We start from the raw sequence: 24956 nt of genomic DNA on the forward strand, positions 1-24956 counted from the left end.
TACCAAACCATTTCTCTTTTCCTGCAAGGCTTTTCTGATGGTCAAACTCAACAAGATCTACACCCGAACCGGAGATGACGGCACCACCGGGCTCGTCGCCGGAGAGCGCAGACCAAAATATGATCTTCGCATCGAAGCCTATGGCACCATCGACGAAACCAACGCTGTTATCGGTATGGCGAGGCTGCACACGGGCTCCGTGAAAGATCTCGATGCCATGCTGATGCGCATTCAGAATGATTGTTTCGACCTCGGCGCTGACCTAGCCACCCCGGACACCGGCGAGAAGCTCGAATACGAACCGTTGCGCATCGTCGATGCGCAGGTAGACCGAATCGAGGCCGACATCGACAAGCTCAATGCAGATCTCGAGCCGCTGCGCTCGTTTATTCTGCCCGGCGGCAGCGAGGCTGCCGCTTATCTGCATCTGGCCCGCACCGTGGCGCGGCGCGCTGAACGATTGATTGTGGAACTGGCGGATCAGGAGAACGAGACCGTCAATTCAGCAGCGATCCGCTTCGTCAACCGCCTGTCTGATTTCCTGTTTGTCGCGGCCCGCTGGGTCAATGACAAGGGGCATGCGGATGTGCTTTGGGTTCCCGGCAAAAACCGCTAAGCTCTGCGCAAAAGGCCTGATGGTCACCACCGCCACACGGGAACCCGGCGATGTTTATACCACTTCATGACACCAACAATCTCAAACACATCCGTCTGCAATGGGTCACGCTCACACTGATCGGTCTCAACGTGCTGATCTGGTTGATCACCGAAATGGCCGGCCTTCAAAGTGAATTCGTCACCGCCGCGGTGCTCGGACTGGGTTTCATCCCGTCGGTTGTCAATGATATCGCGGAACTGCCGCCCTCACTCGTGTTGGTACCGGAGAACGCCACTTACATCACCTACAGTTTCCTGCATGGGGGCCTGCTGCATCTGGGCTCAAACATGCTTTTCCTCTGGGTGTTTGGAGACAATGTCGAAGACGCGATGGGCCACATACGTTTCCTGGTCTTCTATTTTGCCTGTGCTGCCGCCGGCGCCTTCGCCCATGCCCTGTTGCTGCCCGCCTCTGAGAGTCCGCTGATCGGCGCCTCGGGTGCCGTGGCAGGCGTTGTGGCCGCCTATCTTATGCTGCATCCCAAGGTCCGGGTCTGGGTTTTGGTGCTCGGCCGGATTCCACTGCCTTTGCCGGCGTTCATCCCGCTGCTGTTCTGGGTGCTGTTCCAGTTCTTCATGGTCGTAACCGATGTCGGCGGCGAGGTGTCCTGGGCCGCCCATGTTGGTGGCATTGTCGCAGGTGCGGTTCTGGTCCTGGTGTTTCGCCGCTCCGGCGTTCCATTGTTCGACAAGAGACTGGAGAGCCCCCGCGCGGTGATCCACAAGGACGACACCGGATCACGCCCGAAACCGGTCGCAACACCGGCGCCAAAAAAGTGGGGCCGCTAAACCTCGTAGATGAATTGACGCGTACGTAAACGTCAGTTATTTCGAAAAGTGAAATTTCAATCAGTTTCGACAATTGAAATTGGAGAAAAAACGCGTATCCATGTCGCCAATCAGCCAACCGGGCAGCACATGGAAAGGCAAAATCCGTTTCCATGGCTTGCAGTAGACCTCCGGGTCGCTCCGGGCAGGTCGGACAAAAAAGGTTCCGGGATAGCGGACCTAACAACGTGAGGAAGGCAAACCGATGAAAATTCTCGTGCCGGTCAAACGGGTTGTTGACTACAACGTCAAGATCCGCGTGAAGCCCGATGGCAGCGGCGTCGATCTCGCCAATGTTAAGATGTCGATGAACCCGTTCGATGAGATCGCGATCGAGGAAGCTCTGCGCCTCAAGGAAGCCGGCAAGGCAACCGAAGTGGTGGCGGTGTCGATCGGCGCTGCCAAATCCGAGGAAACCCTGCGCACGGCACTGGCCATGGGAGCCGACCGCGCGATCCTGGTCGAGGTCGAAGGCATTGTTGAGCCGCTGTCCGTGGCCAAGATCCTCAAGGGCATCGCCAGCGAGGAAAATCCTGATCTCATGATCCTTGGCAAGCAGGCGATCGATGACGATGCCAACCAGACCGGCCAGATGCTCTCCGCGCTTCTCGGCTGGAGCCAGGCGACCTTCGCCTCCAAGGTTGAAATCGGTGATGGGTCGGCTGACGTCACCCGTGAGGTCGATGGCGGCCTGCAGACGATTTCGGTGAAGCTGCCGGCAATTGTCACCACCGACCTGCGCCTCAACGAGCCACGCTACGCTTCATTGCCCAACATCATGAAGGCCAAGAAGAAGCCGCTCGACAAGAAAACTCCGGGCGATTACGGCGTCGATGTCGCACCCCGCCTCGAAGTCATCAAGACCGAAGAACCCGGCGGCCGCAAGGCTGGCGTCAAGGTCGGCTCGGTGAGTGAACTCGTCGACAAGCTCAAGAACGAAGCAGGCGTGCTGTAAGCGCGGGAAAGGAAAACTTAGAATGGCCATTCTCATTGTAGCAGAACACGACCACGCTTCGCTGTCCGACCAGACAGCCAAGGCGCTCAGTGCAGCCAAGGAAATCGGCGGCGACATTCACATTCTCGTTGCCGGCAAGGATGCCAAGGCTGCCGCCGATTCGGCAGCCAAGCTCGACGGTGTTGCCAAGGTGCTTCATGCCGAAGGCGGCGAATATGCCAACCGGCTTGCCGAGCCGCTGGCCGACCTCATCGTATCCATTGCCGGCGATTACGACACCCTGATGGCGCCAGCAACAACATCAGGCAAGAACGTCATGCCGCGCGTCGCTGCGCTGCTTGATGTAATGCAGATCTCCGACATCATCGAGGTGATTTCAGCCGACACGTTCAAGCGGCCGATCTATGCCGGCAACGCCTTGCAGACCGTGCGCTCGACCGACGCCAAGCGCGTCATCACAGTGCGCACAGCTTCCTTCTCCGCCGCTGGCGAAGGTGGATCGGCGAGCGTCGAAACGATTGCCTCCGCCGGCGACAAGGGTCTGTCATCATTCGTCAAGGATGCGATTGCCGAGAGCGACCGCCCGGAACTGACATCGGCAAAGGTCATCATTTCAGGTGGCCGTGCGCTCGGTTCGTCAGAAAAGTTCCAGGAAGTCATCCTGCCGGTCGCCGACAAGCTCGGCGCCGCCGTTGGCGCTTCCCGTGCGGCGGTGGATGCGGGTTACGCTCCCAATGACTGGCAGGTCGGACAGACCGGCAAGGTCGTGGCCCCCGATCTCTACATCGCCTGCGGCATTTCAGGTGCGATCCAGCATCTTGCCGGTATGAAGGATTCGAAGGTCATCGTCGCGATCAACAAGGATGAGGAAGCTCCGATCTTCCAGGTCGCCGACTATGGTCTTGTTGCCGACCTTTTCGAAGCTCTCCCCGAGCTTGAAAAGGCGCTGTGACAAGGCAAAATGCTTTGCTGAGATCAATGGCCGGGCTGGACGTCTCCATCCCGGCCATTTAGTGTCCGCTCACCGGGTGTTCTTGAACCATAAGGCGCCGGTTAACAGCTCGAAAATCAGTCAGGCGGAATCCATGGGCAACCAGATCAAAAGTGTCGGCATTGTTGGCGCGGGCCAGATGGGCGGGGGTATCGCGCATGTCTGCGCGATGGCGGGCTATGATGTTCACATTCACGACGTCTCCGCCGACGGCCTGCAATCCATGCTCGCCACCATCAGCGGAAACCTTGCGCGTCAGGTCGCCTCTGGGAAAACCACGGAATCCGACCGGGAAGCCGCACTTGCTCGCATAGCGCTCGCACCCCAGATCGAGGGCCTGGCTGCCATGGATCTGGTCATCGAGGCCGCAACAGAGGACGAAACCGTCAAGCGCAAGATCTATCAGCAGATCTGCCCGATCCTGAACCCGGAAGCGATACTCGCCACCAACACCTCTTCGCTGTCGATCACCCGGCTTGCCTCGACGACAGATCGGCCCGAGCGTTTCATTGGCATCCATTTCATGAACCCCGTCCCGGTTATGAAACTGGTCGAACTGGTGCGCGGAATCGCCACCGAGGACCAGACCTTTCAGAGCGCCCGCAGTTTCATCGAGACGCTCGACAAGACCATCACCGTGGCCGAAGATTTTCCCGCCTTCATCGTCAACCGGATCCTGTTGCCGATGATCAACGAGGCAATCTACACGCTTTACGAGGGCGTTGGCTCGGTCGAGGCAATCGACACTGCGATGAAACTTGGCGCCAACCACCCCATGGGGCCGCTGCAACTGGCCGATTTCATCGGCCTCGACACCTGCCTTTCGATCATGCAGGTGCTGCATGATGGCCTGTCGGATTCGAAGTACCGGCCCTGCCCGCTGCTGGTCAAATATGTCGAGGCCGGTTGGCTTGGACGCAAGTCCGGCCGCGGCTTTTATGACTATCGCGGCGATACCCCTGTCCCGACCCGCTGACGCGGCATGAAGGCCAAGACACTACGCCGGGGATGAACCTTTGGCCGCCATTCCTGTTTAGTGGCATCGAGATCGGCCACATCAGCGATGATTTCCGCGCGATCGATGTCGAGTTGCGCGAACGATTTTACAACAGAAATTATGTCGGTTGCCATTTCGGCGGTTCGCTCTTTGCCATGACCGCCCGTTCTGGATGATGATGGTGATGCGTAATCGCGACCGGAGCTACACGGTCTGGGACAAATCAGCCGAAGTCGAGTTCCTCAAGCCAGGCCGCAGCACCGTGTCCGCCCATTTTCGCCTTACCGGGGAAATGCTCGATGAGATCCGCTCCAACACCACAGCCGATGGATCAAAATACCTGCCGCGCTACCATGTCGACATCACCGATGCTGAGGATCAGACGGTGGCACGGGTGTTCAAAACGCTGCATATTCGCCGCAAACCAGACACCCGAAGCCGGATCGGTGGCTGACGAGGCGCTCCAGGAAACAACATTCCCTGGGAGTTTCGCCTCTGACATAAATCGCCAAACTTCATTTATATAAAACATATTGAATATTTAATATCGATGTCCTATATTGTTCCTATGTGACCTCTTAGGCTGACGCCCAACATCAGGGGTCGAACCGGAAAAGGAATTCGAAATGGCGCTTGATCGTGTAATCCTTGCCTTTGCAGGCTTTATGGTGCTGCTCTCTGTGGCACTGGGTGTCTATGTTTCGCCTTACTGGCATTTGCTGACCGTTTTCGTCGGCCTGAACCTGATCCAGTCGGCGTTCACCGGCTTTTGTCCGGCAGCCATCATCTTCAAGAAAATTGGCGTGAAGCCTGGCAACGCCTTCAACTGACCGCCAATACCCTGTCAGCATCACGACAGCGGCGCCGTAGCACATGCGGCGTCGCTTTTTGCTGCTTTCAGATCGCTTTCAATCCGCTCACAAGCGCCTTGGCATCATCGCTGGCCCATTCCGCCGGGCCGTTCATGGCACCCAGCAGGCAGCCATCGCGACCCACCATCAGCGTCACGGGCAGACCGAAGGCAAGGCCTTCCTTCTTCAGCGTATTGAAAACACCAATTGTGGCGTCCCGGTAGAGCCCGAGATTGGACACGCCGATCTCGTCAAGAAACGCCTTGGGCTTGGTGTCATCTCCGGCGTCGATGTTGATGGCCAGCACCTTGAAGCCGTCATCTCCGAGTTCGTTTTGCAATTCTGCCAGTGCAGGCATCTCCTCACGGCAGGGCGCACACCAGGTGGCCCAGAGATTGATCAGCAGCGCCTGGCCGTCAAAATCCTTCAATCCGATTTCAGCACCACCAGCATCCGTGAACGAAAGCACCGGCAACTGTGCGGGCGTTTGCCGAACCGCCATGGCTGCAACCTCACCCCGTGCCAGAGGCTTGAGAGCGGCAAGTGCCGCCTCATCGGCCTGACACCCCTGTGAAGACAGCGCCGCCACACTTTCACGCGCGGGCGCATTGCCAGAGGAGGATGATTTCCCGTATATGCCCACAGCCCCGACCGCGGCCCCCATCACAATGGCGATTGCGACCAGGGTGCCGGTGGACAGACGGTTTCGCGATTGGCTCATGACAAACTCCAGGACAGGTTCTCATGTCGACAGATAAGGACAAACAGGCGTCAAACCAGATGTGGGGTGGACGTTTTGCCTCCGGACCGGACGCCATCATGGAAGAAATCAACGCCAGCATCGATTTCGACCGCAAGCTCTACGCCCAGGACATTGCCGGATCTCTGGCACATGCGGCAATGCTTGCCAAGACTGGCATAATTTCCAGTGACGATTGCGACAAGATTACTCACGGTCTGAACACAATCCTGTCAGAGATCGAAGAGGGCCGCTTCACCTTCTCGCGTCAGCTTGAAGACATCCACATGAACATCGAATCGCGTCTGGCCGAACTGATCGGCCCAACGGCAGGCCGGCTGCACACCGCCCGCTCGCGCAACGATCAGGTGGCGCTCGACTTCCGCCTTTGGGTCAAGCAGGAGCTCATCCGGACCGACGCAGCCCTGACCGCATTGATTGCCGCATTCCTCGACAAGGCCGAAATCCACGCGGAAACAGTAATGCCGGGTTTCACCCATTTGCAGACCGCTCAGCCGGTGACCTTTGGCCATCACTGCATGGCCTATGTCGAGATGTTCGGCCGTGACCGCTCGCGGGTTCGCGATTGCATTGAACGGCTCAACGAGTGTCCTCTTGGCGCCGCAGCACTTGCCGGCACCGGTTACGCCATCGATCGCGACCAGACCGCCAAGGCGCTCGGGTTTCGCGAACCCACGCGCAATTCCATCGACACCGTGTCGGACCGCGATTTTGCTCTCGAGTTTCTCTCACTCGCCTCCATCTGCGCCACCCACATGTCGCGGCTGGCCGAGGAGATCGTCATCTGGTCGACACCGCAATTCGGTTTCGTGCGGCTTTCCGACGCCTTTTCCACCGGCTCATCGATCATGCCGCAGAAGAAGAATCCCGATGCCGCCGAACTGGTGCGCGCCAAGACGGGCCGCATCAACGGCTCGCTTATCGGCCTTCTCACTGTCATGAAGGGCCTGCCGCTGGCCTATTCCAAGGACATGCAGGAAGACAAGGAGCAAGTCTTCGACGCGGCATCCAGCCTCGAGCTGTCGATCGCAGCCATGACCGGCATGGTGCGCGACATGGAAATCCGCGAAGACAACATGCGCAAGGCTGCCGGAGCCGGTTACTCCACGGCCACCGACCTTGCCGATTGGCTGGTGCGCGAGGTGGGCCTGCCATTCCGCGAAGCCCACCATGTGACAGGGCGCGCGGTGGCGCTGGCCGAAAGCCGCAGCGCCGACTTGGGGGACCTTTCACTTGCGGATCTTCAGGCGATCAACCCGGCGATCACAGACGCGGTGTTTTCGGTGCTGACCGTCGATGCATCGGTGCGAAGCCGCAAGAGCTTTGGCGGCACCGCACCAGATGGTGTACGCACCCAGATCGCATATTGGCGGCAGAAGCTTTGACCACACGGTAACTGCAGGGGTGCATATCCCGCCGAAAACAGGTAAGAAAACCATCGCGCGGAACACCCGCAAGGATCTGGCAAGGAACACACAATGACGAGCGGTGCTCTGATAAAATCATTTTGCGTGGCGGCGGCGCTGGTCGTGGGTCTTTCAGGCTGCGGCCGCAAGGGCGATCTTGAGCGTCCGGGCGTGTCAAGCAGTCCCGTAACCGATCCCGCCAAGACCCAGGCTACTCCGGCCAAGGAGCGCAGCTTCATCCTCGACGGACTACTGGATTAGGATCCCCTGCCGTGAACCATTTTGAGTACCGTGAAGGCGTTCTTTACGCCGAAGGCGTCAGCGTGCCCGATATCGCGGCTGAGGTCGGCACCCCATTTTACTGCTATTCGACGGCAACTCTGACCCGTCACTACCAGGTCTTCGCCGGGGCATTTTCCGACATTGATTCGATGGTCTGCTATGCCATGAAGGCGAACTCCAATCAGGCGGTGCTCAAGACGCTCGCCAAATTGGGGTCAGGCGTCGATGTGGTTTCCGAGGGTGAACTGCGCCGCGCACTGGCGGCAGGTATCCCTGCGTCGAGGATCATGTTTTCGGGTGTCGGCAAGACCATCCGTGAAATGGACGCAGCACTGGCCGCCGATATCTACTGCTTCAACATCGAATCCGAACCGGAACTCGAGGTGCTCAACGCACGGGCGCTGGCAATCGGCAAGGTCGCGCCGATCTCCTTTCGCATCAATCCCGATGTCGATGCAAAGACCCACGCCAAGATTTCGACCGGCAAGAAGGAAGACAAGTTCGGCATATCCTGGCAGCGTGCCCGCGACGTTTACCGTCATGCGGCAACCCTGCCAGGCGTCAAGGTCACCGGCATCGATATGCATATCGGCAGCCAGATCACCGAACTCCAGCCCTTCGATGACGCGCTCAAGCTGATGATCGAGCTCATTGGCGTGCTACGCAGCGATGGTCACATAATTGATCATTTCGACATCGGCGGCGGGCTTGGCGTGCCTTACCGCGATGACAACACCCCGCCGCCCGATCCCGATGCGTATGGCAAGATGGTCAAGGCCCGGTTGGGCGACTTGGGTTGCAAGGTGATCCTTGAGCCCGGCCGGCTGATTGTTGCCAATGCAGGCGTGCTGGTCACCGAGGTGGTTTACGTCAAGGACGGTGGAGACAAAACCTTCGTCATTGTTGATGCAGCGATGAACGATCTGATTCGGCCCACACTTTATGATGCCTGGCATGAGGTTCGCGCGGTGCGATTGTCAGCTGCCAGCGCTCCCAGAATCCGCGCTGATATCGTCGGCCCGGTCTGTGAAAGCGGTGATTATCTCGCCAAGGACCGCGAAATGGCTGCGGTCAAGGCCGGCGATCTGCTGGCCGTTGGCTCTGCAGGTGCTTATGGCGCCGTCCAGGCCGGCACCTACAACACCCGTCCGCTGATCCCTGAAGTCCTGGTCAAGGACGATGCGTTCCACGTGGTTCGCAAGCGACCCAGCTATGAGGAGCTTATCGCTCTGGACGACATTCCGGCCTGGCTCGACTGAGCAAGGTGGCGACATCCTGTTGATTGTTGCCCTCAGAGCGGCAATCCCCTTTCACTTTTTTGTTAAAGGCCTCGCCTTGGCCGCAAAGACTGTTATCTTTCTTGCGACAGCTGAGGAAAGGTGACCATGGCAGGCGATCCCGACAGCAGGCATAGGGGCGACGAACCCGCCAGTGACGCAACCCGGCGATCAGTCGCTTTCGGCCGCATGCGCATGCGGTTCAACATCGCCCTCGGACGCGCCATCACGCTGGCCGCGCCGGCCCTTGGCGTTGCAGCCCTGTTTCTGAGCCTGTCCTGGTTTGGCGTTTTTCGCATGGTCCCCGACTGGGCACGGCTTGCTCTGCTGGTGCTGTTTGCGGTCGGCTTTGTGATTTCCCTCTGGCCGCTCGCCCGGTTCCGTACACCCTCCCGCAGAGAAATCGATGCGCGGCTTGAAGCCGAAAACCGGATTTCCAATCAGGCGATTTCGAGCCAGGACGACAAGATCGAGGACGCGGACCCTGTCGCCCGCGCATTGTGGCTCGAACACCGCCGCCGCATGGCGGCAAAAATCGGCGCCCTCGAAACCGGCATCCCCCGCTCAAGCCTGCCGCAACGAGACCCGTGGGGACTTCGGGTCGCCGTCGGCCTGATGCTTTTTGTCGCGTTCTTCTACTCCTATTCAGGACAGGCGGGACGCCCCGGCGACGCCTTCGTCAGCCATGTCCGCACCGAACTTCCCGATGTCCGTATTGATGCCTGGGTGACACCACCCGCCTATGTCAGCCAGGCACCCGTTTTCCTCACCGGTGTCGACCGTGCGGAGGGCGAGGCAGTGTCAGCCATCATCGGCAGCGAAGTGACTGTTCGCCTCGGCGGCGCCGATGAAAGCGCTGCAGTGTCATGGATCCCAAGTGGCGGCGAACCTGAGCCACTGACGCCTTCCGAACCGACTGCTGGCCCTGCAACCCCCACCGGTGCGGCTGTGTGGACCTTCAAGCCGGCAACCGATGGCGTGCTGAGCGTTCAGGCCGGACGCTCGGACCTCGCCTTTGCCCTTCAGATTATTCCCGACGCGCCCCCGGTTGCAGCCTTTGTCGAGACACCACGTCGTGCCGCCAATGGTGCGCTTGAACTCGACTACACACTGTCTGATGATCACGGGCTCGCCAGTGCGCAAGCCGAGATCATTCCTGCCGAACCACCACTGGAAAATGCACGCCCACTGTTTGAGCCGCCTAAATACAGGCTTTCCCTGCCGCGCCGGTCCGCTGAGGACAATCGCGCCGTATCAAGCCACGATCTGACTGAGCACCCGCTCGCCGGCCAGAAGGTGCTGATCACCCTGATTGCGACAGATGGCTCTGGGCAGGAAGGCCGCAGCGAAACCCTTGAGACCATTTTGCCGGGCCGTCGCTTCTCAAATCCGCTGGCTGCGGCAGTGGTCGAGCAGCGCGGTGTGCTTGCACTCGATGCGCAAAACCTGCCGCGGGTCTTCGATCTCCACGACGCACTCACAATTGCGCCGGAAGAAACGATCCCCGACCTGTCTCACTATCTGCTCCTTCAGTCGGTTCGCGGCCGGCTTGAAAACGCCCGGTCCGACGAGGATCTGCATGCGGCGATCGACTACATGTGGGGCGTTGCGCTGCAACTCGAAGACGGCAACCTGTCACTTGCCGAACGGCGTCTGCGGGATGCCCAGAATGCGCTTGCCGAAGCGCTGGAGAATGGCGCAACCGATGAGGAAATCGCCCAGTTGATGGATGAGTTGCGCGAAGCCATGCAGGAGTTCCTCCAGGAACTGGCACGGCAGAATCAGAACAATCCTGCCAGTGAGATGCAGCAGGCGATGCCCGAGAACATGCTGCGCCAGCGCGACCTCGACAACATGCTCGACCAGATCGAGAATCTGGCACGTTCCGGCGCGCGCGATCAGGCTCAGCAAATGCTGCAGGAATTGCAGCGCATGATGAACAATCTCCAGGCCGGCCGGCAGCAACGGCAGCAGCAACAGGGTGGTCCGATGCGCCAGCAGATGGACAAGCTTGGTGAGTTGATGCGCCAGCAGCAACAGCTAATGGATGAAACCATGCGCGCCGATCGTGACCGGCAAAGCCAGTCCGGAGAGGGGCGTGATCGCCAGGAGCAGGGTCAGAATCAGCCCGGCCAGGGACAGGATCAGGGCCAGCAGGGTCAGGGCAGCCAGTCACTTGAGGAAATGCTTGGTGCACTCGGCCGCAGTCAGCAGGAGCTCCAGGACGCATTGGGGCAATTGCAGCGTGATCTGGAAGGTATGGGTATCAATCCGTCGGAAGGTTTTGGCGAAGCCGGTGAAGCGATGGGAGATGCCGCCGGAAACCTGCAGCAGGGACAGACCGGCCAGGCGCTTGGTGATCAGGGCCGTGCCCTCCAGGCCCTGCGGCAGGGCGCCGAGGACATGATGAATCAGATGATGCAGGCCATGGGCAATCAACAGGGCGATGCGGAGGGCGAAGGCCCGGACCAGAACGGCAATCGCTCGGCCGATGATCGCGATCCCCTGGGGCGCCCACGCGCCACCACGGGACCTGATTTTGGCAGCCGGGTGCAGGTTCCTGATGAAATCGACATCCAGCGCGCCCGCGAAATCCTCGACGCCATCCGCAAGCGGCTTGGTGACCAGCTGTCACCTGAAGTCGAAAAACGCTATCTGGAGCGCTTGCTGGATCTGCAGTGAGGAACTGTCAGGCCGCTTGAGCCGTGAGAGCTTCAGCAACCGCTTGGCGGATCTGCGGCAGAGAAAAGGGCTTTGCCACCACGTCGATAACAATACGCATCAGCGGCTCCGCCCGTTCGCGCTGTTCTGCGTAACCCGTCATCAGCAGGATCGGCATATCTGGCGCCAGCTTCGCAGATTGCGTTGCGAGCTCGATCCCGTCCATCACCGGCATCCTGATATCGGAAAGCAGCAGGTCGTATCTGTTTGACTGAAGCTGCTCCAGAGCGTCGGCACCGTCGCCGGCATGCGCAATTTCATGCCCGTCCATCTCGAGTGCCCTGGCGACAAACCGCCTCAAGCTGTCTTCATCTTCCGCAATCAGGATTTTCGCCATTGTGAGCTTCCCTTCTCTCTTGACGGAAAACTATGTCCCAAAGATTGCTGCAACATGAACATTTCACCCCGGCATCTCGGGGATCGCCTGGTGACAATTTGCACGCCTTGGATCAAGCGTCGCCCTTGACCACACCGACAAATGGCAATTCGCGAAATGCGTAAGCCACATCCATGCCGTAGCCAACCACGAAGTAATCCGGACATTCGAAACCGACATATTCCGCATCAAGGCTGCCTTCACGGCGGGAGCGCTTGTCCAGCAGCACCGCGATGTCGACATGACTTGCCCCGCGCTCATACATCAGATCCCGGGCAAATCGCAGGGTACGGCCTGATTCGAGAATATCATCAATCAGCAGCACATCACGGCCGCGCACATCGCTGTCGATATCCTTGATGATCTTGACGCCCTGGCTCGTGGTCCCTTTGCCATAGCTCGAAAGCGTTATGAACTCGACCTCCGGCTCAAGCCCTGCAGCATGGAGCGCACGAATGAGATCAGCCGCAAAGATGAACGACCCCTTCAGGATCGATATCACCAGAAGGTCCTTCTTGGGGCTCGCAGCAATTTGAGCCGCCATGGTCTGGTTGCGCTCTGCGATCTCCTCCGGAGAGAACAAGGGCTCAATGATTTTTCCGCGCACAACCGGCATCCGGATCTCCTGGTGGTTCGGTCAGAAATGCCGCCCACTCCTAGCCGATCAGGCTAGCTGTGCAAACTGATTTCGGCCCGATTCCTCCGGCTTAGCCGCCTTCAGGCCGAATCATGAGGATCGAGCCTGCCCGTTCGATCCGCGCAGGGCGTGGTTTTGCATGAATGATCGAACCCGAATCGGATTCACCGGCTTCACCCGGAACCGACGAGGTCACCACCGGGTCAGGCACAATGGAATCAACTGGCTCGGAAACCGCAAAGGATGCAGGTGGTGGCGTCACGTTGGATGCTTGCAGATCCTTCGATGGGGCCAACACAAGCGCATGACCACCGGCCATCCAGAAAACGGCCAGAGCAACGGCCCCAACCATCATGGCAAAAGCCGTTCTTGCGGATGGCTGGCCCGCAGACACCCCAGGACTGCCACCGGCAAACACGCCAAGCCGTTCACCAGGCTCCGCCCGCGGAGCACGCGCAGACCCGGACGTCGCAAAATCGCGGGGAAACGGACCGGCAAATGTGTCGGCATCGGGAAACTCCTTCAGCCGGGATTTGAAAACCGGACGCGGCTTGGATCCCATTCGGCTGCCTGAATGCGGTTTCCGTCCGCCAGCAACTGTTTCGAAGCTCGCGTCTTCGATGTCGCGCGCTCGTGGCTTGCGCGGGCGCAACCGCCGCTCCGGCATCAGAAGATCTGAGCCTTTGGGATCAATCGCGTGTGTTGCGCGGCCTGAAACGCTCATTTGCGCCCCTTTTTAACACCCCTGCCATGCAGAGGGCATTGAAACATGTGTTACCGATGCGTAAACCGAAATGGTTAACGCTTCGCGAACGGACCGTTTCCAAATGCGGTTTTCACGACTGATTTAACCCGGCATTAACGATGACGGGTGAGTTTGCGGATTGGCCTGAAAGACAGGGAACAACCTTTGATCCATTTCGAAAATGTCGGGTTGCGCTATGGCATGGGACCCGAGGTCCTGCGCGATCTCAGCTTTGACATCCCGAAGAAGTCGTTTCAGTTCCTGACCGGGCCGTCAGGTGCGGGCAAGACCACCTTGATGCGCCTTTTGTTCATGTCACTCAAACCCACACGCGGGCTGATTCGCATGTTCGACCGGGATATCTCCGTTATCCCGGGCGACGAGTTGCCGCTGTTGCGGCGCCGGATCGGGATCGTGTTTCAGGATTTCCGGCTGCTTGATCACATGACCACCTATGAGAATGTCGCCCTGCCCCTGCGTGTGCGCGGCAAGGAAGAGGCAAGTTACCGCTCCGATGTCGTTGAACTGCTCAAATGGGTCGGCCTCGGCGAGCGCATAAATGTGCTGCCGCCGGTGCTCTCTGGTGGCGAGAAGCAGCGTGTCGCCATCGCCCGCGCGCTGATCGACCAGCCTGAGGTTCTCCTGGCGGACGAACCAACCGGCAATGTCGATCCACCGATGGCGCAGCGCCTGCTCAACCTTTTCATCGAGCTGAACCGGCTTGGTACGGCAGTGGTAATTGCCACCCATGACCTCAGCCTGATGGACCGGGTCGACGCGCGCCGGATGATCCTTTCCGAGGGGCATCTGGATATCTATGACTGAGTCATCTCCCAGCAACACCGCACAGAAAACCAGGGCCCGAGCCAACATGCTCCGCCCGATGACCCCGATCGTGCCGCCACTCAACGTGTCCGGTCGCGCGCTGATGGTGGTAATCGCGATCATGTCGTTCCTCTGCGCCATCACCCTTGGCGCGGTGACCATGGTGCAGGAGAAGGCCGAAGCCTGGCAGGGCGACGTCTCGCGGGAAATCACCATCCAGATCAAGCCAACCGGCAACATCGACATCGAGGCAACGCTGGTTGAAGTGCGCAATCTCGCCCTGTCCTTTCAGGGCACCCTGACAGCACAAATCGTTGACCGCAGCTCAACGGCCCGGCTCCTCGAACCCTGGCTCGGCGAGGGCTTCGACATGGACGAGTTGCCCGTCCCACGGCTGGTGATCGTGACCATAGACGAGACCGCACCGCCGGATTTCACCAGCATGCGCGAGGCACTGGCTGAATCGGTCCCGCAGGCAAGCCTCGATGACCACCGCGCCTGGGCCGACCGACTGATTTCGATGGCGCGAATCACTGTGTTTGTCGGTGTTGGTATACTTGCCCTGATGTTCGCCACCACCATGCTGACTGTGATCTTTGCCACAAGGGGCGCCATGGCCGGCAACCGTCATATCGTCGAGGTGTTGCACTTCGTTGGGGCCGAAACCAGCTTTATTGCCGCCGAATTCCAGAAGCGTTTCCTGATGATCGGACTCAAGGGCGCAGCTGTGGGTGGTGGCGTGGCCACCCTTGCTTTCCTGCTGCTCAGCGCCTGGCAATCCAACAGCCTTGCCACCGCTGTCAACGATCAGGTCACCGCATTGTTCGGCCGCTTTGCCTTGAGCAGCGCCGGCTATTTCGGCATAATCGGGATCGTGGTTCTCATAGCCGGCATGACCGCATTCACCACCCGGCTGACAGTGGTACGCACGATTCGCGAGATCGATCGCCAGCGCGCAGATCCCTCTCTGGCAGAAATAGGCTGAATAGCCTGGAAACCGCCGCAAATCTGGCTGGTCCTTGCCCAATTCTGGGAGTATGCCTTATTTATGACTGTACACTCCGCCCAGTCTGATCCGGGATCAACACAGGCCGCACGAACGGGTGGTTTCCACCGTTTGCGGCGGCTGGGACATCATGCTCTGCGCATTCTTACAATTGGCGCCATCCTCGGCGTGACCTTCGTCGTCATCGGTTTTTTCCGGTTCACCGATGAGATCGCCGAACTCAAGGCTCCAGGCACCAGCGTCGATGTCGATGCGATCGTTGTTCTGACCGGTGGCTATCAGCGCATCGAACAGGCCCTGGCATTGCTCGAGGACGGCATCGGCGACCGGCTTCTGATCTCGGGCGTCAACCCGTCCACCTCCAGCGCGGCTCTGCGGCGTGCAACCGGAACTCAATCGGCGACATTCGATTGCTGTGTGGACATCGGCTACCAGGCACTCGACACCATCGGAAACGCCAATGAAACGGCGGACTGGATCCGTCAGAACAACTATGTGCGCGTTCTCGTTGTCACCAACAATTACCATATGCCGCGCAGTCTGATGGAGTTGTCTCAGGCGAGCCCCGATGTCAGTTTTGTGGCCTATCCCGTGACCCATGCAGACCTTAAGACCGAAGCCTGGTTGACCGATCCTGTGGCGCTGCGAACCTTGTTTACCGAATACGCCAAATACTCCCTCGCCCGCCTGCGCAACTGGAGCGGAGCAACAACCGCGACCGGACTGCGCGCCGACGCAGGCGAAAAGCAACCCACGGCAGCTACGCTGAATTGATTCTCCCGCGTTTTTTACGGTTTTCGACCGGCCGGTGATGGTGTAACCGGAGGCTTGTGGTTAATCGCTAACGGCGGCAAGGCCACTTATCCAACCGGGCCACGCCATGATCGCTTTTCGCTCCATCCTGTTCAACGCTGCGTTCTACATCAATCTGATCGGGCGCATGATCATCTTCACGCCCTATTATTTCCTGGCCGAGCGCAAGGCAGCCTGGAGCATTCCCAAGAACTGGGTGCGGTCCAATCACTGGCTGCAGAAGGTCATTGTCGGCACGACATTCGAGATCGAAGGCCTCGAGAACATTCCCGAAGGCGGCTACATCTTCGCGCCCAAGCACCAGTCATTCTGGGATGCCTACGGGCTTCTGCCGTGGCTCGATGATCCGGTCTACATCCTCAAACGCGAACTCGGCTGGATCCCGCTTTTCGGCCAGTACATTTTCAAGATGAAGATGATCCCGGTGGACCGGGGCGCAAAGGGCAAGGTCATGGCCAAGGTGCTCGATCGCACCAGGCAAGCGATGCAGAGTGGCCGGCAGTTGATCATCTATCCCGAAGGAACGCGCAGGCCGCCTGGAGCACCGCCGTCCTACAAGTATGGCATTGCCCGGCTCTACCGCGATCTTGACGTCCCGGTGGTCCCCGTTGTCATGCATCCCGGCCTGTTCTGGCCACGGCGCAAATTTTTGCGCTTTCCCGGCCATTTCAAGGTTCGGGTGCTCAAGCCCATCCCGCCCGGAATGGATTCCGATGCCTTCATGCAAAAGCTGATCGATGTCATGGAAACAGAGAGCGATGCGCTCCTGATTGAGACGGTCGGCGCAAATCCACACCTGCCGCTGCGCGAGGATGCGCGCCGCAGGCTCGAGGAGCTGGGGGCCCTGCCCTCAGGCGCGAAGGCGGGATGACAATGGATTGCCGGCATCAGTTTCAAGGTGGCGGACAATGGTCTCAAGATGATGGTCGCGAATCCCGAGTGTCCTAAGGTGCTCGACGGTGTTGAGAACATAATCCTCATTCGGACCCGACTGACCCCGGGCGCCACGCACCGCCAGATGGGCGTCATCGGCAGAAAGCCCTCCTGCATATTGTTGATGCCCGCGATCGACAACATAGGTCAAAGCCGCGACATGATCGCCTGAATCAAGGCGAACCCGGCGCGTCGTCTCGAGATAGACATGGGTAACAAGTTCACGAGCCCTCAGATAATCAACAACCGCATCGCGCGCATCCGCCCGGACCCGAAATGCCACGCCCTGGCAGGAGCCTCCGCGATCAAGCCCGAGCACCAGCCCCGGACGCTCAGGCGTGCCCCGGTGAACGAATGAACGCACGCACAGCGCACGGTGATAGCCGAACAACCGAGCCGGCCTCGTTTCCTCGTGGTCAAACCCCGGCCGCCACATCAGCGATCCGTAGCCAAACACCCAAAAATCGTCCATATCCACGCCCATGTTGCACTGCTGGTTTCTCCGATACGAAACCATCTGCAATGCCAATTACAATCGTCTTGTCGCGGCGCGCCGCCGCCTCGGAACATTCATCGGCTTATAATGCCGGCAGATCCTGTCCTTATGGCAGGACCACCAGGGAGAACGCAATGCCGTCCAATGCCCCATCTTCGCGCTCCACCGCCGGGCGCTTTGTCTGGCTGGCCGCAGGAATTGTTCTCTTCGGAGTTTTCTGGACCATAGGCTGGCATCTGATTGCCGGCCGGATCGAGGCGCATCTGCCTGCACAGCTGCAGCAAATGGCAGGACAGCAGGCCCAGGCAGAGTGTTCCAATGCAGAAGTCAAAGGCTATCCGTTCCGCTTCGGACTGTTCTGTGACGGGTTAGGCTACCGCAATTCCCAGCTCGGACTGAGTGCCGGCAGCGGAGCCCTGCGCTCAGCGGCTCAATTCTACCGTCCCAATCACATTGTCTCCGAAGTTGACGGCCCCGTTGTATTCTCGGGCCTCGCTGGCGATGGTCGTATCGACTGGCAGACCCTGCAGACAAGCGTCTTCGCGACTTCGGGAGGACTTGACCGCGGATCCCTTGATACCCGCAACATCAGCATCGACATCGACAGTGCGGAGTTATCGGGCAAACTGGGCCTGCGCGCCCAGCGGTTGACGGCACATGTGCGCAAGAATGGACCGGACTTCGATATAGCGACCTATGCCGAGCAGGTCCAAAGCGACCTGCTAAGCCAGATAGGCGCGGAGAAGCTCACCCTCGAGGCGACCCTGCCAAATCAGGCAGCCCTGCTCGATGCGCCGTTCCGTGCGCCGCAGGGCGCTTACCAGATGCAGTTGCACCGGATGATGATCGAACTTGAAGAGGGTGCCTCGCTGGAAATCGCCGGCACCGCTCAGATTGGCGAAGACGGCCTTATATCAGGCGACCTCAATCTCACGATACGCAACCAGCACCGTTTCGCTGAACTTGCAGCGCGCATCGACCCGGACTCGGGCAATCTGATCGGCAATGTCGCTCCGATGCTTGGAGCCCTCGACACCGTGCCCGGAGACGATGCCATCACCGTACCGCTGACCATCCGCAACGGTGCAGTCTCGATGGGCTTCATCCCGCTCGGTCGTTTGCCTCCGATGTAAGGCGGACAAGGCGGCACAGTTTCCCGTCTTCCGGGTTAAAAAACCGGAACGCCTGAGCTTGAAAGCCACCTCCAGGGTCCTGACAGGACTACTCGGCGGCCTCGCCCGTGTTGCTTTTGGGTCCGTTGCGGCCGAAATTGGGCGCAGCGGTATCCTGACCTGCCTCGACAATCGAGCGCCGGATGCCACGCGTTCGGGTAAACATCTCGAACAGCTTGTCACCATCACCCCAGCGAATTGCCCGTTGCAGCGATGACAGATCCTCCGAGAAACGCGCCAGCATTTCCAGAAGCGCATCCTTGTTGTGCAGGCACACATCCCGCCACATCACCGGATCGGACGCCGCCAGACGGGTGAAATCGCGAAAACCCGAAGCCGAATACTTGATCACTTCGGATTTGGTCACTGTTTCCAGATCGTCGGCCGTTCCCACAATGTTGTAGGCGATGATATGCGGCAAATGCGACACGATCGCCAGCACCCGGTCATGGTGGTCGGGATCCATCTCCTCAACCGTCGATCCACAGGCTTCCCAGAAAGAGCGAAGCCGGGCGATCGCATCCACGTCCGCATCCGGCAGCGGCGTCAGGATGCACCAGCGGTTCTCAAACAGCTCGGCAAATCCGGCCTCAGGGCCGCTTTGTTCGGTACCGGCAATCGGGTGCCCGGCGATGAAATGCGCATGCGCCGGGATGTGCGGCGCCATTTGGCTGACCACAGAAGCCTTGGTGGAGCCAACATCGGTCACGATCGCACCCGGCTTGAGATGCGAGCCGATTTCCCTCGCAACGGCCTCGGACGCACCAACAGGAACAGACACGATCACCAGATCAGCATCACGAACCGCTTCGGCATTCGATGTATGGTAGCTGTCTCCCAGACCAAGCTCACGGGCAGTGTCGAGCGTCGCCGCACTCCGCGTTGCGATTGCGACATGACTGGCCAGCCCCTTGGCCGCTATGACGCGCGCCAGGGACGAGCCGATTAGGCCGATGCCGATCAGGGCAATGGTATCAAACATGGGCTTGGTCATGGCTACCGGGCCATAAATGTCGTGAGCGCGTCGATAACACCAAGATTGGCCTCTTCGCTGCCGATCGTCATTCTCAGCGCGTCTGGAAGACCGTAGCCTGCGACCCGCCGCAGAACAAATCCGCGCGATCCCAGATACTCGTCTGCTTCCGCTGCTGTCTTGCCCGGCGTCTGGGGAAAATGCACCAGAACGAAATTGCCCACCGACGGGGTCACCTTAAGGCCAAGCCCTTCGAGCGCGTCACAGACCTTCCCCAGCCACAAATCATTGTGCGCAACAGCGCGATCGATATGTGCGCGATCACCGATCGCAGCAGCGCCTGCAATAATGGCAAGCGCATTCACATTGAAAGGCCCGCGCACCCGGTTGCACGCGTCGATGATAGCCTCATGCGCATACATCCAACCGATCCTGAGGCCCGCAAGCCCGTGGATCTTTGAAAAAGTTCGCGTCATCACGACATTCGGGTGGCTCGAGACCAGCTCGATACCCGCCTCGTAATCGTTGCGGCGGACATATTCCGCATAGGCCGCATCCAGCACCAGAACCACATCGGACGGCAAGCCGGCATGCAGCCGCCGGACTTCGCTGACCGGGATATAGGTGCCGGTCGGGTTGTTGGGATTGGCCAGGAAGACGATCTTCGTCTTTTCCGTCACGGCAGCAAGGATCTGGTCCACATCTGCGACCAGTCCGTCCGTGTCAGGCACCGAGACCGGCGTTGCTCCGGCGGCCAGGATCTGGATCTTGTAGACCAGGAATCCATGTTCGGTGAACACCCCCTCATCACCCGGACCCAGATAGGTTTGGCACAACAGCGAGAGCAACTCATCCGATCCATTGCCACACAGGATGTTGCCGGAATTGAGGCCATGTGCCCGTGCAATCGCGTCGCGCAGAACATGTGCCGACCCATCAGGATAAATCGCCAGATCGGCGCTATTCTCGGCGATCGCTTCGGCCACCTTGGGGCTCGGTCCAAGCGGCGTTTCATTGGATGAAAGTTTGTAGACCTTCGCGGCGCCATCCACTTTTTCGCGCCCCGGAACATAGGCGGCGATCTCCAGAACGCTGGGTTTTGGACGTGGCATATCGGTGCTGCTCATCGAAACGATTCCTTGCTTGCGGACTGTCCATTGTCAGGACATGAAGCGGAGATAACCTCTTGCGGCGGTCTTGTCGAGAGAGTGCCGCAGTGCACTCACTGGCAGATCTGCGGTCGGCTCAAACCGTCTTTCGATGCGAGGCACGGGAGGTCTGTGGCGACAGCACCGGAACGAACACCCGGCGCGAGGCACGCTGCGCAACCGGCAGGCCTTGATACAGCCGTTTTTGCGCCTCAACCACGATCACACCGGAAAACACCGGCCACATGCGCCTTCCCAGTCGTTCAAAGATGCTGCGCAGGCGCATAACAACCACCCGCTGAGACGGCGGAAAAAACAGCGCTTCGGCAAAGGCGCCCGGCGTGAAATTGCTCTCGCGCAACAGCCGGACCAACTGTCCGCGCGAATAGGGCCGGCCCGCACCAAAGGGCGTATGCTCGAACCGCGCCCAGACACCACGCCGGTTGGGCGCAACAATCACCAGCCGCCCGCCCGGCGCAAGCACCCGCCACAGCTCCTTGAGAGTCTCGCGCGGATTCTCCGCAAACTCGAGCGAGTGCACCATAAGGACACGGTCAAGCGACGCATCGGCCAGCGGCAATTCCTCGTCAAAAACCAGGGCGGTTGCCGACGGGCCTCCAGCAGGCCAGTTCACCGCACCCTGGCCTGCAGGCATGAAAGCAAATGTCCGTTCTGCATCAGGCCGGAACCGGTCGAGATAGGGCGCGGCATAGCCAAGCCCCATCAAGCGTTCACCGGGAAGGTTTGCCCATATCGAGGACAACGCCATCGCAACCGACTGTTCTGCCAGCAGGCCCAGCCGTGTGTGATAGAATTGTCTGAGATCGACGATATCGGCATGCATGAAACATGTCTCCAAACAGGGCAGATCATTTTGCCAAAGACACTACACCCAAATCCTGCCGAAATTGCCAGCAAAAACAATTCCATCTGATCGCGATAAGCGCGTCTGCGAAAACAGCCAGGCACCGATCTCCAGCCTCCAAGGTGACGTCGTCCGATACCCGCGTTATGCTCTTTGCATTGATTCCGCAGCCGGGAGGCGAACACGCGTGACAAGTTTGATTATTGAACAGTTTATGTGCCGGCAGGACAATTTTGGCGTCATCCTGCACGATTCCCTCACCGGCGAAACGGCAACGATTGATGCGCCGGATGGGAGCGTTATCGCATCGCATTTGAGGCCCGGATCCTGGAAGCTGACGCATCTGCTGATCACCCATCATCATCCAGATCACGTCGAAGGAATTCCTGCGCTTTCGGAAACCTATTCGCCAAGAGTGATCGGACCTGCCGCGGAGGCTGCGAAAATCAGGGGCCTGACCGACACTCTCCGTGACGGCGATACATTCGAGTTTGCAGGCCGCAAAGTGGAAGTGATTTCAACACCGGGCCATACCGCAGGCCACATCTGCTTCCACATTCCCGACGAGCAATTGCTGTTTGCAGGCGACACCCTTTTCGCACTTGGCTGTGGTCGGTTGTTCGAGGGGTCACCGGGAGACATGTTTGCCTCTCTCACCCGTCTTGCCGCACTTCCCGACGAGACGCGGGTCTATTGCGGCCACGAATACACAAGGTCCAATGCGGCTTTCGCAGTCACGGTCGACCCAGACAATTCGGAGTTGGCCAAGCGGAGAGCAGAAATCGAAGGTCTGGTCGAAAAAGGCCTCGCGACCCTGCCAACCACAATCGGGTTCGAAAAGCGGACCAATCCATTCATGCGCGCCGGCGACCCCGCCATCCGAAGAACACTCGGCATGGAGAATGCCAGTGAGCTCGAGGTTTTCACTGAACTGCGCGCACGCAAGGATCGATTCTGACCATGACAAATGAACTATCCGCCCAGGAGATCATCGCCCTGCTCAAGATGCAGACACACCCGGAGGGTGGCTGGTATTGCGAGACTTTTCGCGACCCCGAAGGTGGCGCACGCGGGCATTCAACCGCGATCTACTATCTGCTTGAAGGCGGTGATTGTTCGCATTGGCATCGCGTCACGGATGCCGCCGAGATCTGGCATTGGTATGGAGGCGGGCCTTTGGCCCTGACCCTGTCTGACGATGGGTGCAATGCCCAGTCCCACAGACTTGGGATGAACCTGGCCGCAGGCGAACGCCCGCAACTGGTTGTTCCGGCGAATTGCTGGCAGACAGCGGCTTCACTGGGCACCTGGACGCTGGTCGGCTGCACCGTCGCACCAGGCTTTGAATTCTCAAGCTTCGAAATGGCGCCACCCGACTGGCGGCCCTCGCCCTATGACGGTGCGCCACTCAAGCCAGAAGGCCAAGGGTGATCAACACCTCCAAGTCGGCAGAACAATCAAACCATTCACACACTTTTCTTCCCACGCAGCATGTCATAGGCGGCAATCAGCGCACCCCCGGTAATCAGCAAACACGCAACGGCTATGGCGATGCTTGCTTCGCCGTAGCCGAACAGAATGAGAATCAGCGTAGACAACAGCGGAGCGGTGTAACTCGAAACGCCGAGAACCTGGATATCGCCGTGTTTCACGCCATAGTCCCAAGCATAAAATGACAGCCCGACGGGCCCCAGACCCAGTCCCAGAACCGCAAGCCACTGATTGGCGCTTCCGGGCCAGACTGTGGTTTCGAGCGCCAGATGGCAAAGCAGCGACAAGACCGCCGTCAGCAGGCAGAACCCAGTGATCACATCGGTTGGTGTCTCACCGAACTGTCGCGACAACAGCGAATAGCCCGACCAGGTGAGCGCACAGAGGATCGCCGCGCCGTAGCCAATGAAACTGCCGCCGCCAAGCCCACCCTCTGCACCGCGCAACAGGATCAATGCCGTACCGGCCAGCCCCATCAGCGCACCGACAATATGCTTCCATGTCAGGCGTTCACCTGGCAGCAGGGCCGAACCAACCACAATCAGCAGCGGCCAGAGATAGGCAATCAGGCCGGCCTCGACAGCAGGGGCGTTTCTCAGCGCCGTAAAATACAGGAAATGATAGCCAAACAGCCCGAACAGGCCGAGCGCCCAGACCTTGACCGGCTGCCGCAGTGCCCGAAACCGGGTGGGTTGCCGCAACATCACCGAAAGCCCGATAAGCGATGCAATCAGGAAACAGATCGCCGAAAGCTGAAATGGTGGCACCGCCCCCGACGCCGCAGTGAACAGAGCCAGCGCCGACCACATCAGAACCGCCGAAAAACCAATCAATGTGGGGAGATTGCGCAAGATGGCCCCGGAAACACTTTAGAACTAACAGCAGCCCTTAGCTCAAATCCATGCGGCAGGGAAAGCCGCAATCATGGCAATCGTTGCGTCGCTACCCGCCAAACCGTGTCGCAGCAACGATCACCTGCCCCACCTTCGTGGGAACCTTGGCATAGACAGGCGCATAGAAGCCGCCCTCCTCGTGCTTGGCATACCAGACCTCCATACTGGTCAGATTGCGCAGATAGGCAATGGACGAGGAGTTTTTGCGGTAACCGGCTTTTGGTTCGAAACGAATTCCGCAGACAATCGCATCACCCTCGAAACCCTTGGCGCGAAAAGGCCGTTGTCCCTTGGGCGAGAGATGCAGCGTCACCCGCGACTGACCGTCGAATATCGGTACGCTGCGTGGACAGACCTGGGAGCCGGCCGGGAACATCAGACCAGAGAGCGGATCAAGCACCGAACTGAGATCCTTGTCCGATATCGGAACCCAGTTCGAGCCACGCGCCTTGCGCGCCGGATCATGCGTTGTCGATTTGACATCGCCGTCGCGGAACTCGATGTCGGTGCGTTGGGCCTTGCGACCGCTCGAATAGGCGACGCTAAATTGTGACGCCAGGAAACGGTCTGCTGTCAGCTTCCCGGAAACACTGGCAGTGCCGCGGGTTTTTGAAACGATGTCCGAGAGGGTGGATGTGCGCAATGTGCCGGAAACACGATAACTGGTGCCTTCGACCTCGGTTACGAAATTGAGATAGGCGACCGGCAAGCCCACCAGCGAGACCGAGTAATCCGCATGAACCTGCACCGGTTCGGCCGCCGCCACAGGTGGTTTCGCGAAAACCAGAACAGCCAGAACCAGAGCCGACACCAGCATGCAGCGACAACCTGCATAATCCATCCGTCCCATATGACCTC

The 24956-nt window shown here is 59.3% G+C and carries 29 protein-coding genes; 19 read left to right on the forward strand and 10 right to left on the reverse strand.

What is annotated here, in order from left to right:
• Positions 1-37: 37 nt before the first annotated feature.
• The 8 genes from HPDFL43_RS19390 to HPDFL43_RS19420 all read left to right on the forward strand — a co-directional run bounded on the left by HPDFL43_RS19390 (position 38) and on the right by HPDFL43_RS19420 (position 5258).
• Complete coding sequence (locus HPDFL43_RS19390) at positions 38-616, forward strand: cob(I)yrinic acid a,c-diamide adenosyltransferase (protein WP_007199111.1); 579 nt, start codon at positions 38-40, stop codon at positions 614-616.
• Positions 617-666: 50 nt separating this feature from the next.
• Positions 667-1446 (forward strand): rhomboid family intramembrane serine protease, encoded by a 780-nt coding sequence (locus HPDFL43_RS19395; protein ID WP_007199112.1) that lies wholly within the window; start codon positions 667-669, stop codon positions 1444-1446.
• Positions 1447-1690: 244 nt separating this feature from the next.
• Positions 1691-2440 (forward strand): electron transfer flavoprotein subunit beta/FixA family protein, encoded by a 750-nt coding sequence (locus HPDFL43_RS19400; protein WP_007199113.1) that lies wholly within the window; start codon positions 1691-1693, stop codon positions 2438-2440.
• Between the two features lie 22 nt (positions 2441-2462).
• Complete coding sequence (locus HPDFL43_RS19405; protein WP_007199114.1) at positions 2463-3392, forward strand: electron transfer flavoprotein subunit alpha/FixB family protein; 930 nt, start codon at positions 2463-2465, stop codon at positions 3390-3392.
• 133 nt (positions 3393-3525) lie between these two features.
• Positions 3526-4407: a 3-hydroxybutyryl-CoA dehydrogenase gene (locus HPDFL43_RS19410; protein WP_040449370.1), complete on the forward strand. Its 882-nt coding sequence runs from the start codon at positions 3526-3528 to the stop codon at positions 4405-4407.
• Between the two features lie 32 nt (positions 4408-4439).
• Positions 4440-4604, forward strand: coding sequence for a hypothetical protein (locus HPDFL43_RS22310; protein ID WP_007199116.1), 165 nt, complete (start codon positions 4440-4442; stop codon positions 4602-4604).
• Positions 4605-4612: 8 nt separating this feature from the next.
• A complete protein-coding gene (locus tag HPDFL43_RS22315; protein ID WP_245271074.1) occupies positions 4613-4882 on the forward strand; it encodes a DUF4442 domain-containing protein in 270 nt (89 codons plus the stop codon).
• A gap of 172 nt (positions 4883-5054) precedes the next feature.
• On the forward strand, positions 5055-5258 hold the full coding sequence (locus HPDFL43_RS19420; RefSeq protein WP_007199118.1) for a YgaP family membrane protein: 204 nt from the start codon (positions 5055-5057) through the stop codon (positions 5256-5258).
• Between the two features lie 67 nt (positions 5259-5325).
• Here HPDFL43_RS19420 and tlpA read toward each other — a convergent pair whose 3' ends face one another.
• The gene (gene tlpA, locus HPDFL43_RS19425) at positions 5326-6000 is read right to left on the reverse strand and encodes a thiol:disulfide interchange protein TlpA (protein ID WP_007199119.1); all 675 of its coding nucleotides are present in this window, start codon (positions 5998-6000) and stop codon (positions 5326-5328) included.
• Between the two features lie 23 nt (positions 6001-6023).
• Between tlpA and argH the strand changes: the two genes are divergently transcribed.
• The 4 genes from argH to HPDFL43_RS19440 all read left to right on the forward strand — a co-directional run bounded on the left by argH (position 6024) and on the right by HPDFL43_RS19440 (position 11686).
• Positions 6024-7424 (forward strand): argininosuccinate lyase, encoded by a 1401-nt coding sequence (gene argH / locus HPDFL43_RS19430; protein ID WP_007199120.1) that lies wholly within the window; start codon positions 6024-6026, stop codon positions 7422-7424.
• 93 nt (positions 7425-7517) lie between these two features.
• On the forward strand, positions 7518-7706 hold the full coding sequence (gene lptM / locus HPDFL43_RS21795) for an LPS translocon maturation chaperone LptM (RefSeq protein ID WP_007199121.1): 189 nt from the start codon (positions 7518-7520) through the stop codon (positions 7704-7706).
• 11 nt (positions 7707-7717) lie between these two features.
• On the forward strand, positions 7718-8986 hold the full coding sequence (lysA, locus tag HPDFL43_RS19435) for a diaminopimelate decarboxylase (protein ID WP_007199122.1): 1269 nt from the start codon (positions 7718-7720) through the stop codon (positions 8984-8986).
• A gap of 126 nt (positions 8987-9112) precedes the next feature.
• Entirely contained in the window at positions 9113-11686 is a 2574-nt protein-coding gene (locus HPDFL43_RS19440) for a TIGR02302 family protein (RefSeq protein WP_007199123.1), read from the forward strand.
• A gap of 7 nt (positions 11687-11693) precedes the next feature.
• Here the strand turns inward: HPDFL43_RS19440 and HPDFL43_RS19445 are convergent, their stop codons facing one another.
• The 3 genes from HPDFL43_RS19445 to HPDFL43_RS19455 form a co-directional block, all read right to left on the reverse strand.
• Positions 11694-12062 (reverse strand): response regulator, encoded by a 369-nt coding sequence (locus tag HPDFL43_RS19445; protein ID WP_007199124.1) that lies wholly within the window; start codon positions 12060-12062, stop codon positions 11694-11696.
• A gap of 112 nt (positions 12063-12174) precedes the next feature.
• Positions 12175-12717, reverse strand: a complete 543-nt coding sequence (hpt, locus tag HPDFL43_RS19450; RefSeq protein ID WP_007199125.1) for a hypoxanthine phosphoribosyltransferase — start codon at positions 12715-12717, stop codon at positions 12175-12177.
• A 91-nt stretch (positions 12718-12808) separates the two neighbouring features.
• Positions 12809-13462: a hypothetical protein gene (locus HPDFL43_RS19455; RefSeq protein WP_007199126.1), complete on the reverse strand. Its 654-nt coding sequence runs from the start codon at positions 13460-13462 to the stop codon at positions 12809-12811.
• Between the two features lie 186 nt (positions 13463-13648).
• On the opposite strand from HPDFL43_RS19455, the gene ftsE reads away from it, so the two are divergent.
• From ftsE to HPDFL43_RS19475, 4 genes are all read left to right on the forward strand, one after another.
• Positions 13649-14308, forward strand: a complete 660-nt coding sequence (gene ftsE, locus HPDFL43_RS19460; protein ID WP_007199127.1) for a cell division ATP-binding protein FtsE — start codon at positions 13649-13651, stop codon at positions 14306-14308.
• Positions 14301-15293, forward strand: a complete 993-nt coding sequence (locus HPDFL43_RS19465) for a cell division protein FtsX (protein WP_040449372.1) — start codon at positions 14301-14303, stop codon at positions 15291-15293. The genes ftsE and HPDFL43_RS19465 overlap by 8 nt, the downstream gene beginning before the upstream one ends.
• A gap of 63 nt (positions 15294-15356) precedes the next feature.
• Positions 15357-16088 carry a YdcF family protein gene (locus tag HPDFL43_RS19470; RefSeq protein ID WP_084594727.1) on the forward strand — a complete coding sequence of 244 codons (732 nt, stop codon included), beginning with the start codon at positions 15357-15359 and terminating at the stop codon, positions 16086-16088.
• A 106-nt stretch (positions 16089-16194) separates the two neighbouring features.
• On the forward strand, positions 16195-16998 hold the full coding sequence (locus HPDFL43_RS19475; RefSeq protein ID WP_007199130.1) for a lysophospholipid acyltransferase family protein: 804 nt from the start codon (positions 16195-16197) through the stop codon (positions 16996-16998).
• Here the strand turns inward: HPDFL43_RS19475 and HPDFL43_RS19480 are convergent.
• Positions 16978-17532: a gamma-glutamylcyclotransferase gene (locus HPDFL43_RS19480; protein ID WP_040450570.1), complete on the reverse strand. Its 555-nt coding sequence runs from the start codon at positions 17530-17532 to the stop codon at positions 16978-16980. The genes HPDFL43_RS19475 and HPDFL43_RS19480 overlap by 21 nt on opposite strands.
• A 158-nt stretch (positions 17533-17690) precedes the next feature.
• On the opposite strand from HPDFL43_RS19480, the gene HPDFL43_RS19485 reads away from it, so the two are divergent.
• On the forward strand, positions 17691-18689 hold the full coding sequence (locus tag HPDFL43_RS19485; protein WP_007199132.1) for a DUF2125 domain-containing protein: 999 nt from the start codon (positions 17691-17693) through the stop codon (positions 18687-18689).
• An 88-nt stretch (positions 18690-18777) separates the two neighbouring features.
• On the opposite strand, the gene HPDFL43_RS19490 is transcribed toward HPDFL43_RS19485, so the two are convergent.
• The 3 genes from HPDFL43_RS19490 to HPDFL43_RS19500 form a co-directional block, all read right to left on the reverse strand.
• Positions 18778-19722 (reverse strand): prephenate/arogenate dehydrogenase family protein, encoded by a 945-nt coding sequence (locus tag HPDFL43_RS19490; RefSeq protein ID WP_007199133.1) that lies wholly within the window; start codon positions 19720-19722, stop codon positions 18778-18780.
• Positions 19723-19724: 2 nt separating this feature from the next.
• Positions 19725-20828, reverse strand: a complete 1104-nt coding sequence (gene hisC, locus HPDFL43_RS19495) for a histidinol-phosphate transaminase (protein ID WP_007199134.1) — start codon at positions 20826-20828, stop codon at positions 19725-19727.
• A 118-nt stretch (positions 20829-20946) separates the two neighbouring features.
• Entirely contained in the window at positions 20947-21693 is a 747-nt protein-coding gene (locus HPDFL43_RS19500; protein WP_007199135.1) for a class I SAM-dependent methyltransferase, read from the reverse strand.
• A 208-nt stretch (positions 21694-21901) separates the two neighbouring features.
• Here HPDFL43_RS19500 and gloB point away from each other — a divergent pair, with 208 nt between their 5' ends.
• On the forward strand, positions 21902-22672 hold the full coding sequence (gene gloB / locus HPDFL43_RS19505; RefSeq protein ID WP_040449373.1) for a hydroxyacylglutathione hydrolase: 771 nt from the start codon (positions 21902-21904) through the stop codon (positions 22670-22672).
• 2 nt (positions 22673-22674) lie between these two features.
• Positions 22675-23145, forward strand: a complete 471-nt coding sequence (locus tag HPDFL43_RS19510; protein ID WP_007199137.1) for a cupin domain-containing protein — start codon at positions 22675-22677, stop codon at positions 23143-23145.
• 35 nt (positions 23146-23180) lie between these two features.
• Here HPDFL43_RS19510 and yddG read toward each other — a convergent pair whose 3' ends face one another.
• Both yddG and HPDFL43_RS19520 read right to left on the reverse strand, forming a co-directional pair.
• Positions 23181-24056, reverse strand: a complete 876-nt coding sequence (yddG, locus tag HPDFL43_RS19515) for an aromatic amino acid exporter YddG (RefSeq protein ID WP_007199138.1) — start codon at positions 24054-24056, stop codon at positions 23181-23183.
• Between the two features lie 91 nt (positions 24057-24147).
• The gene (locus tag HPDFL43_RS19520; protein ID WP_052093362.1) at positions 24148-24948 is read right to left on the reverse strand and encodes a DUF3108 domain-containing protein; all 801 of its coding nucleotides are present in this window, start codon (positions 24946-24948) and stop codon (positions 24148-24150) included.
• Between the last annotated feature and the right edge of the window lie 8 nt (positions 24949-24956).

The organism is Hoeflea phototrophica DFL-43 (assembly GCF_000154705.2).
Classification (GTDB): Bacteria; Pseudomonadota; Alphaproteobacteria; order Rhizobiales; family Rhizobiaceae; genus Hoeflea; species Hoeflea phototrophica.

What these genes read in the sequence shown, in the direction of transcription:
- HPDFL43_RS19480 (WP_040450570.1), bottom strand. Translation starts at nt 17,532, where the DNA reads ATGGACGATTTTTGGGTGTTTGGCTACGGATCGCTGATGTGGCGGCCG.
- hisC (WP_007199134.1), bottom strand. Translation starts at nt 20,828, where the DNA reads ATGAGCAGCACCGATATGCCACGTCCAAAACCCAGCGTTCTGGAGATC.
- lptM (WP_007199121.1), top strand. Translation starts at nt 7,518, where the DNA reads ATGACGAGCGGTGCTCTGATAAAATCATTTTGCGTGGCGGCGGCGCTG.
- HPDFL43_RS19490 (WP_007199133.1), bottom strand. Translation starts at nt 19,722, where the DNA reads ATGACCAAGCCCATGTTTGATACCATTGCCCTGATCGGCATCGGCCTA.
- HPDFL43_RS19465 (WP_040449372.1), top strand. Translation starts at nt 14,301, where the DNA reads ATGACTGAGTCATCTCCCAGCAACACCGCACAGAAAACCAGGGCCCGA.
- HPDFL43_RS19400 (WP_007199113.1), top strand. Translation starts at nt 1,691, where the DNA reads ATGAAAATTCTCGTGCCGGTCAAACGGGTTGTTGACTACAACGTCAAG.
- HPDFL43_RS19405 (WP_007199114.1), top strand. Translation starts at nt 2,463, where the DNA reads ATGGCCATTCTCATTGTAGCAGAACACGACCACGCTTCGCTGTCCGAC.
- HPDFL43_RS19390 (WP_007199111.1), top strand. Translation starts at nt 38, where the DNA reads ATGGTCAAACTCAACAAGATCTACACCCGAACCGGAGATGACGGCACC.
- HPDFL43_RS19470 (WP_084594727.1), top strand. Translation starts at nt 15,357, where the DNA reads ATGACTGTACACTCCGCCCAGTCTGATCCGGGATCAACACAGGCCGCA.
- HPDFL43_RS19510 (WP_007199137.1), top strand. Translation starts at nt 22,675, where the DNA reads ATGACAAATGAACTATCCGCCCAGGAGATCATCGCCCTGCTCAAGATG.
- HPDFL43_RS19520 (WP_052093362.1), bottom strand. Translation starts at nt 24,948, where the DNA reads ATGGGACGGATGGATTATGCAGGTTGTCGCTGCATGCTGGTGTCGGCT.
- HPDFL43_RS19445 (WP_007199124.1), bottom strand. Translation starts at nt 12,062, where the DNA reads ATGGCGAAAATCCTGATTGCGGAAGATGAAGACAGCTTGAGGCGGTTT.
- HPDFL43_RS19475 (WP_007199130.1), top strand. Translation starts at nt 16,195, where the DNA reads ATGATCGCTTTTCGCTCCATCCTGTTCAACGCTGCGTTCTACATCAAT.
- HPDFL43_RS19485 (WP_007199132.1), top strand. Translation starts at nt 17,691, where the DNA reads ATGCCGTCCAATGCCCCATCTTCGCGCTCCACCGCCGGGCGCTTTGTC.
- HPDFL43_RS22310 (WP_007199116.1), top strand. Translation starts at nt 4,440, where the DNA reads ATGAACCTTTGGCCGCCATTCCTGTTTAGTGGCATCGAGATCGGCCAC.
- HPDFL43_RS22315 (WP_245271074.1), top strand. Translation starts at nt 4,613, where the DNA reads ATGCGTAATCGCGACCGGAGCTACACGGTCTGGGACAAATCAGCCGAA.
- HPDFL43_RS19440 (WP_007199123.1), top strand. Translation starts at nt 9,113, where the DNA reads ATGGCAGGCGATCCCGACAGCAGGCATAGGGGCGACGAACCCGCCAGT.
- tlpA (WP_007199119.1), bottom strand. Translation starts at nt 6,000, where the DNA reads ATGAGCCAATCGCGAAACCGTCTGTCCACCGGCACCCTGGTCGCAATC.
- argH (WP_007199120.1), top strand. Translation starts at nt 6,024, where the DNA reads ATGTCGACAGATAAGGACAAACAGGCGTCAAACCAGATGTGGGGTGGA.
- HPDFL43_RS19395 (WP_007199112.1), top strand. Translation starts at nt 667, where the DNA reads ATGTTTATACCACTTCATGACACCAACAATCTCAAACACATCCGTCTG.
- HPDFL43_RS19420 (WP_007199118.1), top strand. Translation starts at nt 5,055, where the DNA reads ATGGCGCTTGATCGTGTAATCCTTGCCTTTGCAGGCTTTATGGTGCTG.
- hpt (WP_007199125.1), bottom strand. Translation starts at nt 12,717, where the DNA reads ATGCCGGTTGTGCGCGGAAAAATCATTGAGCCCTTGTTCTCTCCGGAG.
- HPDFL43_RS19410 (WP_040449370.1), top strand. Translation starts at nt 3,526, where the DNA reads ATGGGCAACCAGATCAAAAGTGTCGGCATTGTTGGCGCGGGCCAGATG.
- HPDFL43_RS19500 (WP_007199135.1), bottom strand. Translation starts at nt 21,693, where the DNA reads ATGCATGCCGATATCGTCGATCTCAGACAATTCTATCACACACGGCTG.
- HPDFL43_RS19455 (WP_007199126.1), bottom strand. Translation starts at nt 13,462, where the DNA reads ATGAGCGTTTCAGGCCGCGCAACACACGCGATTGATCCCAAAGGCTCA.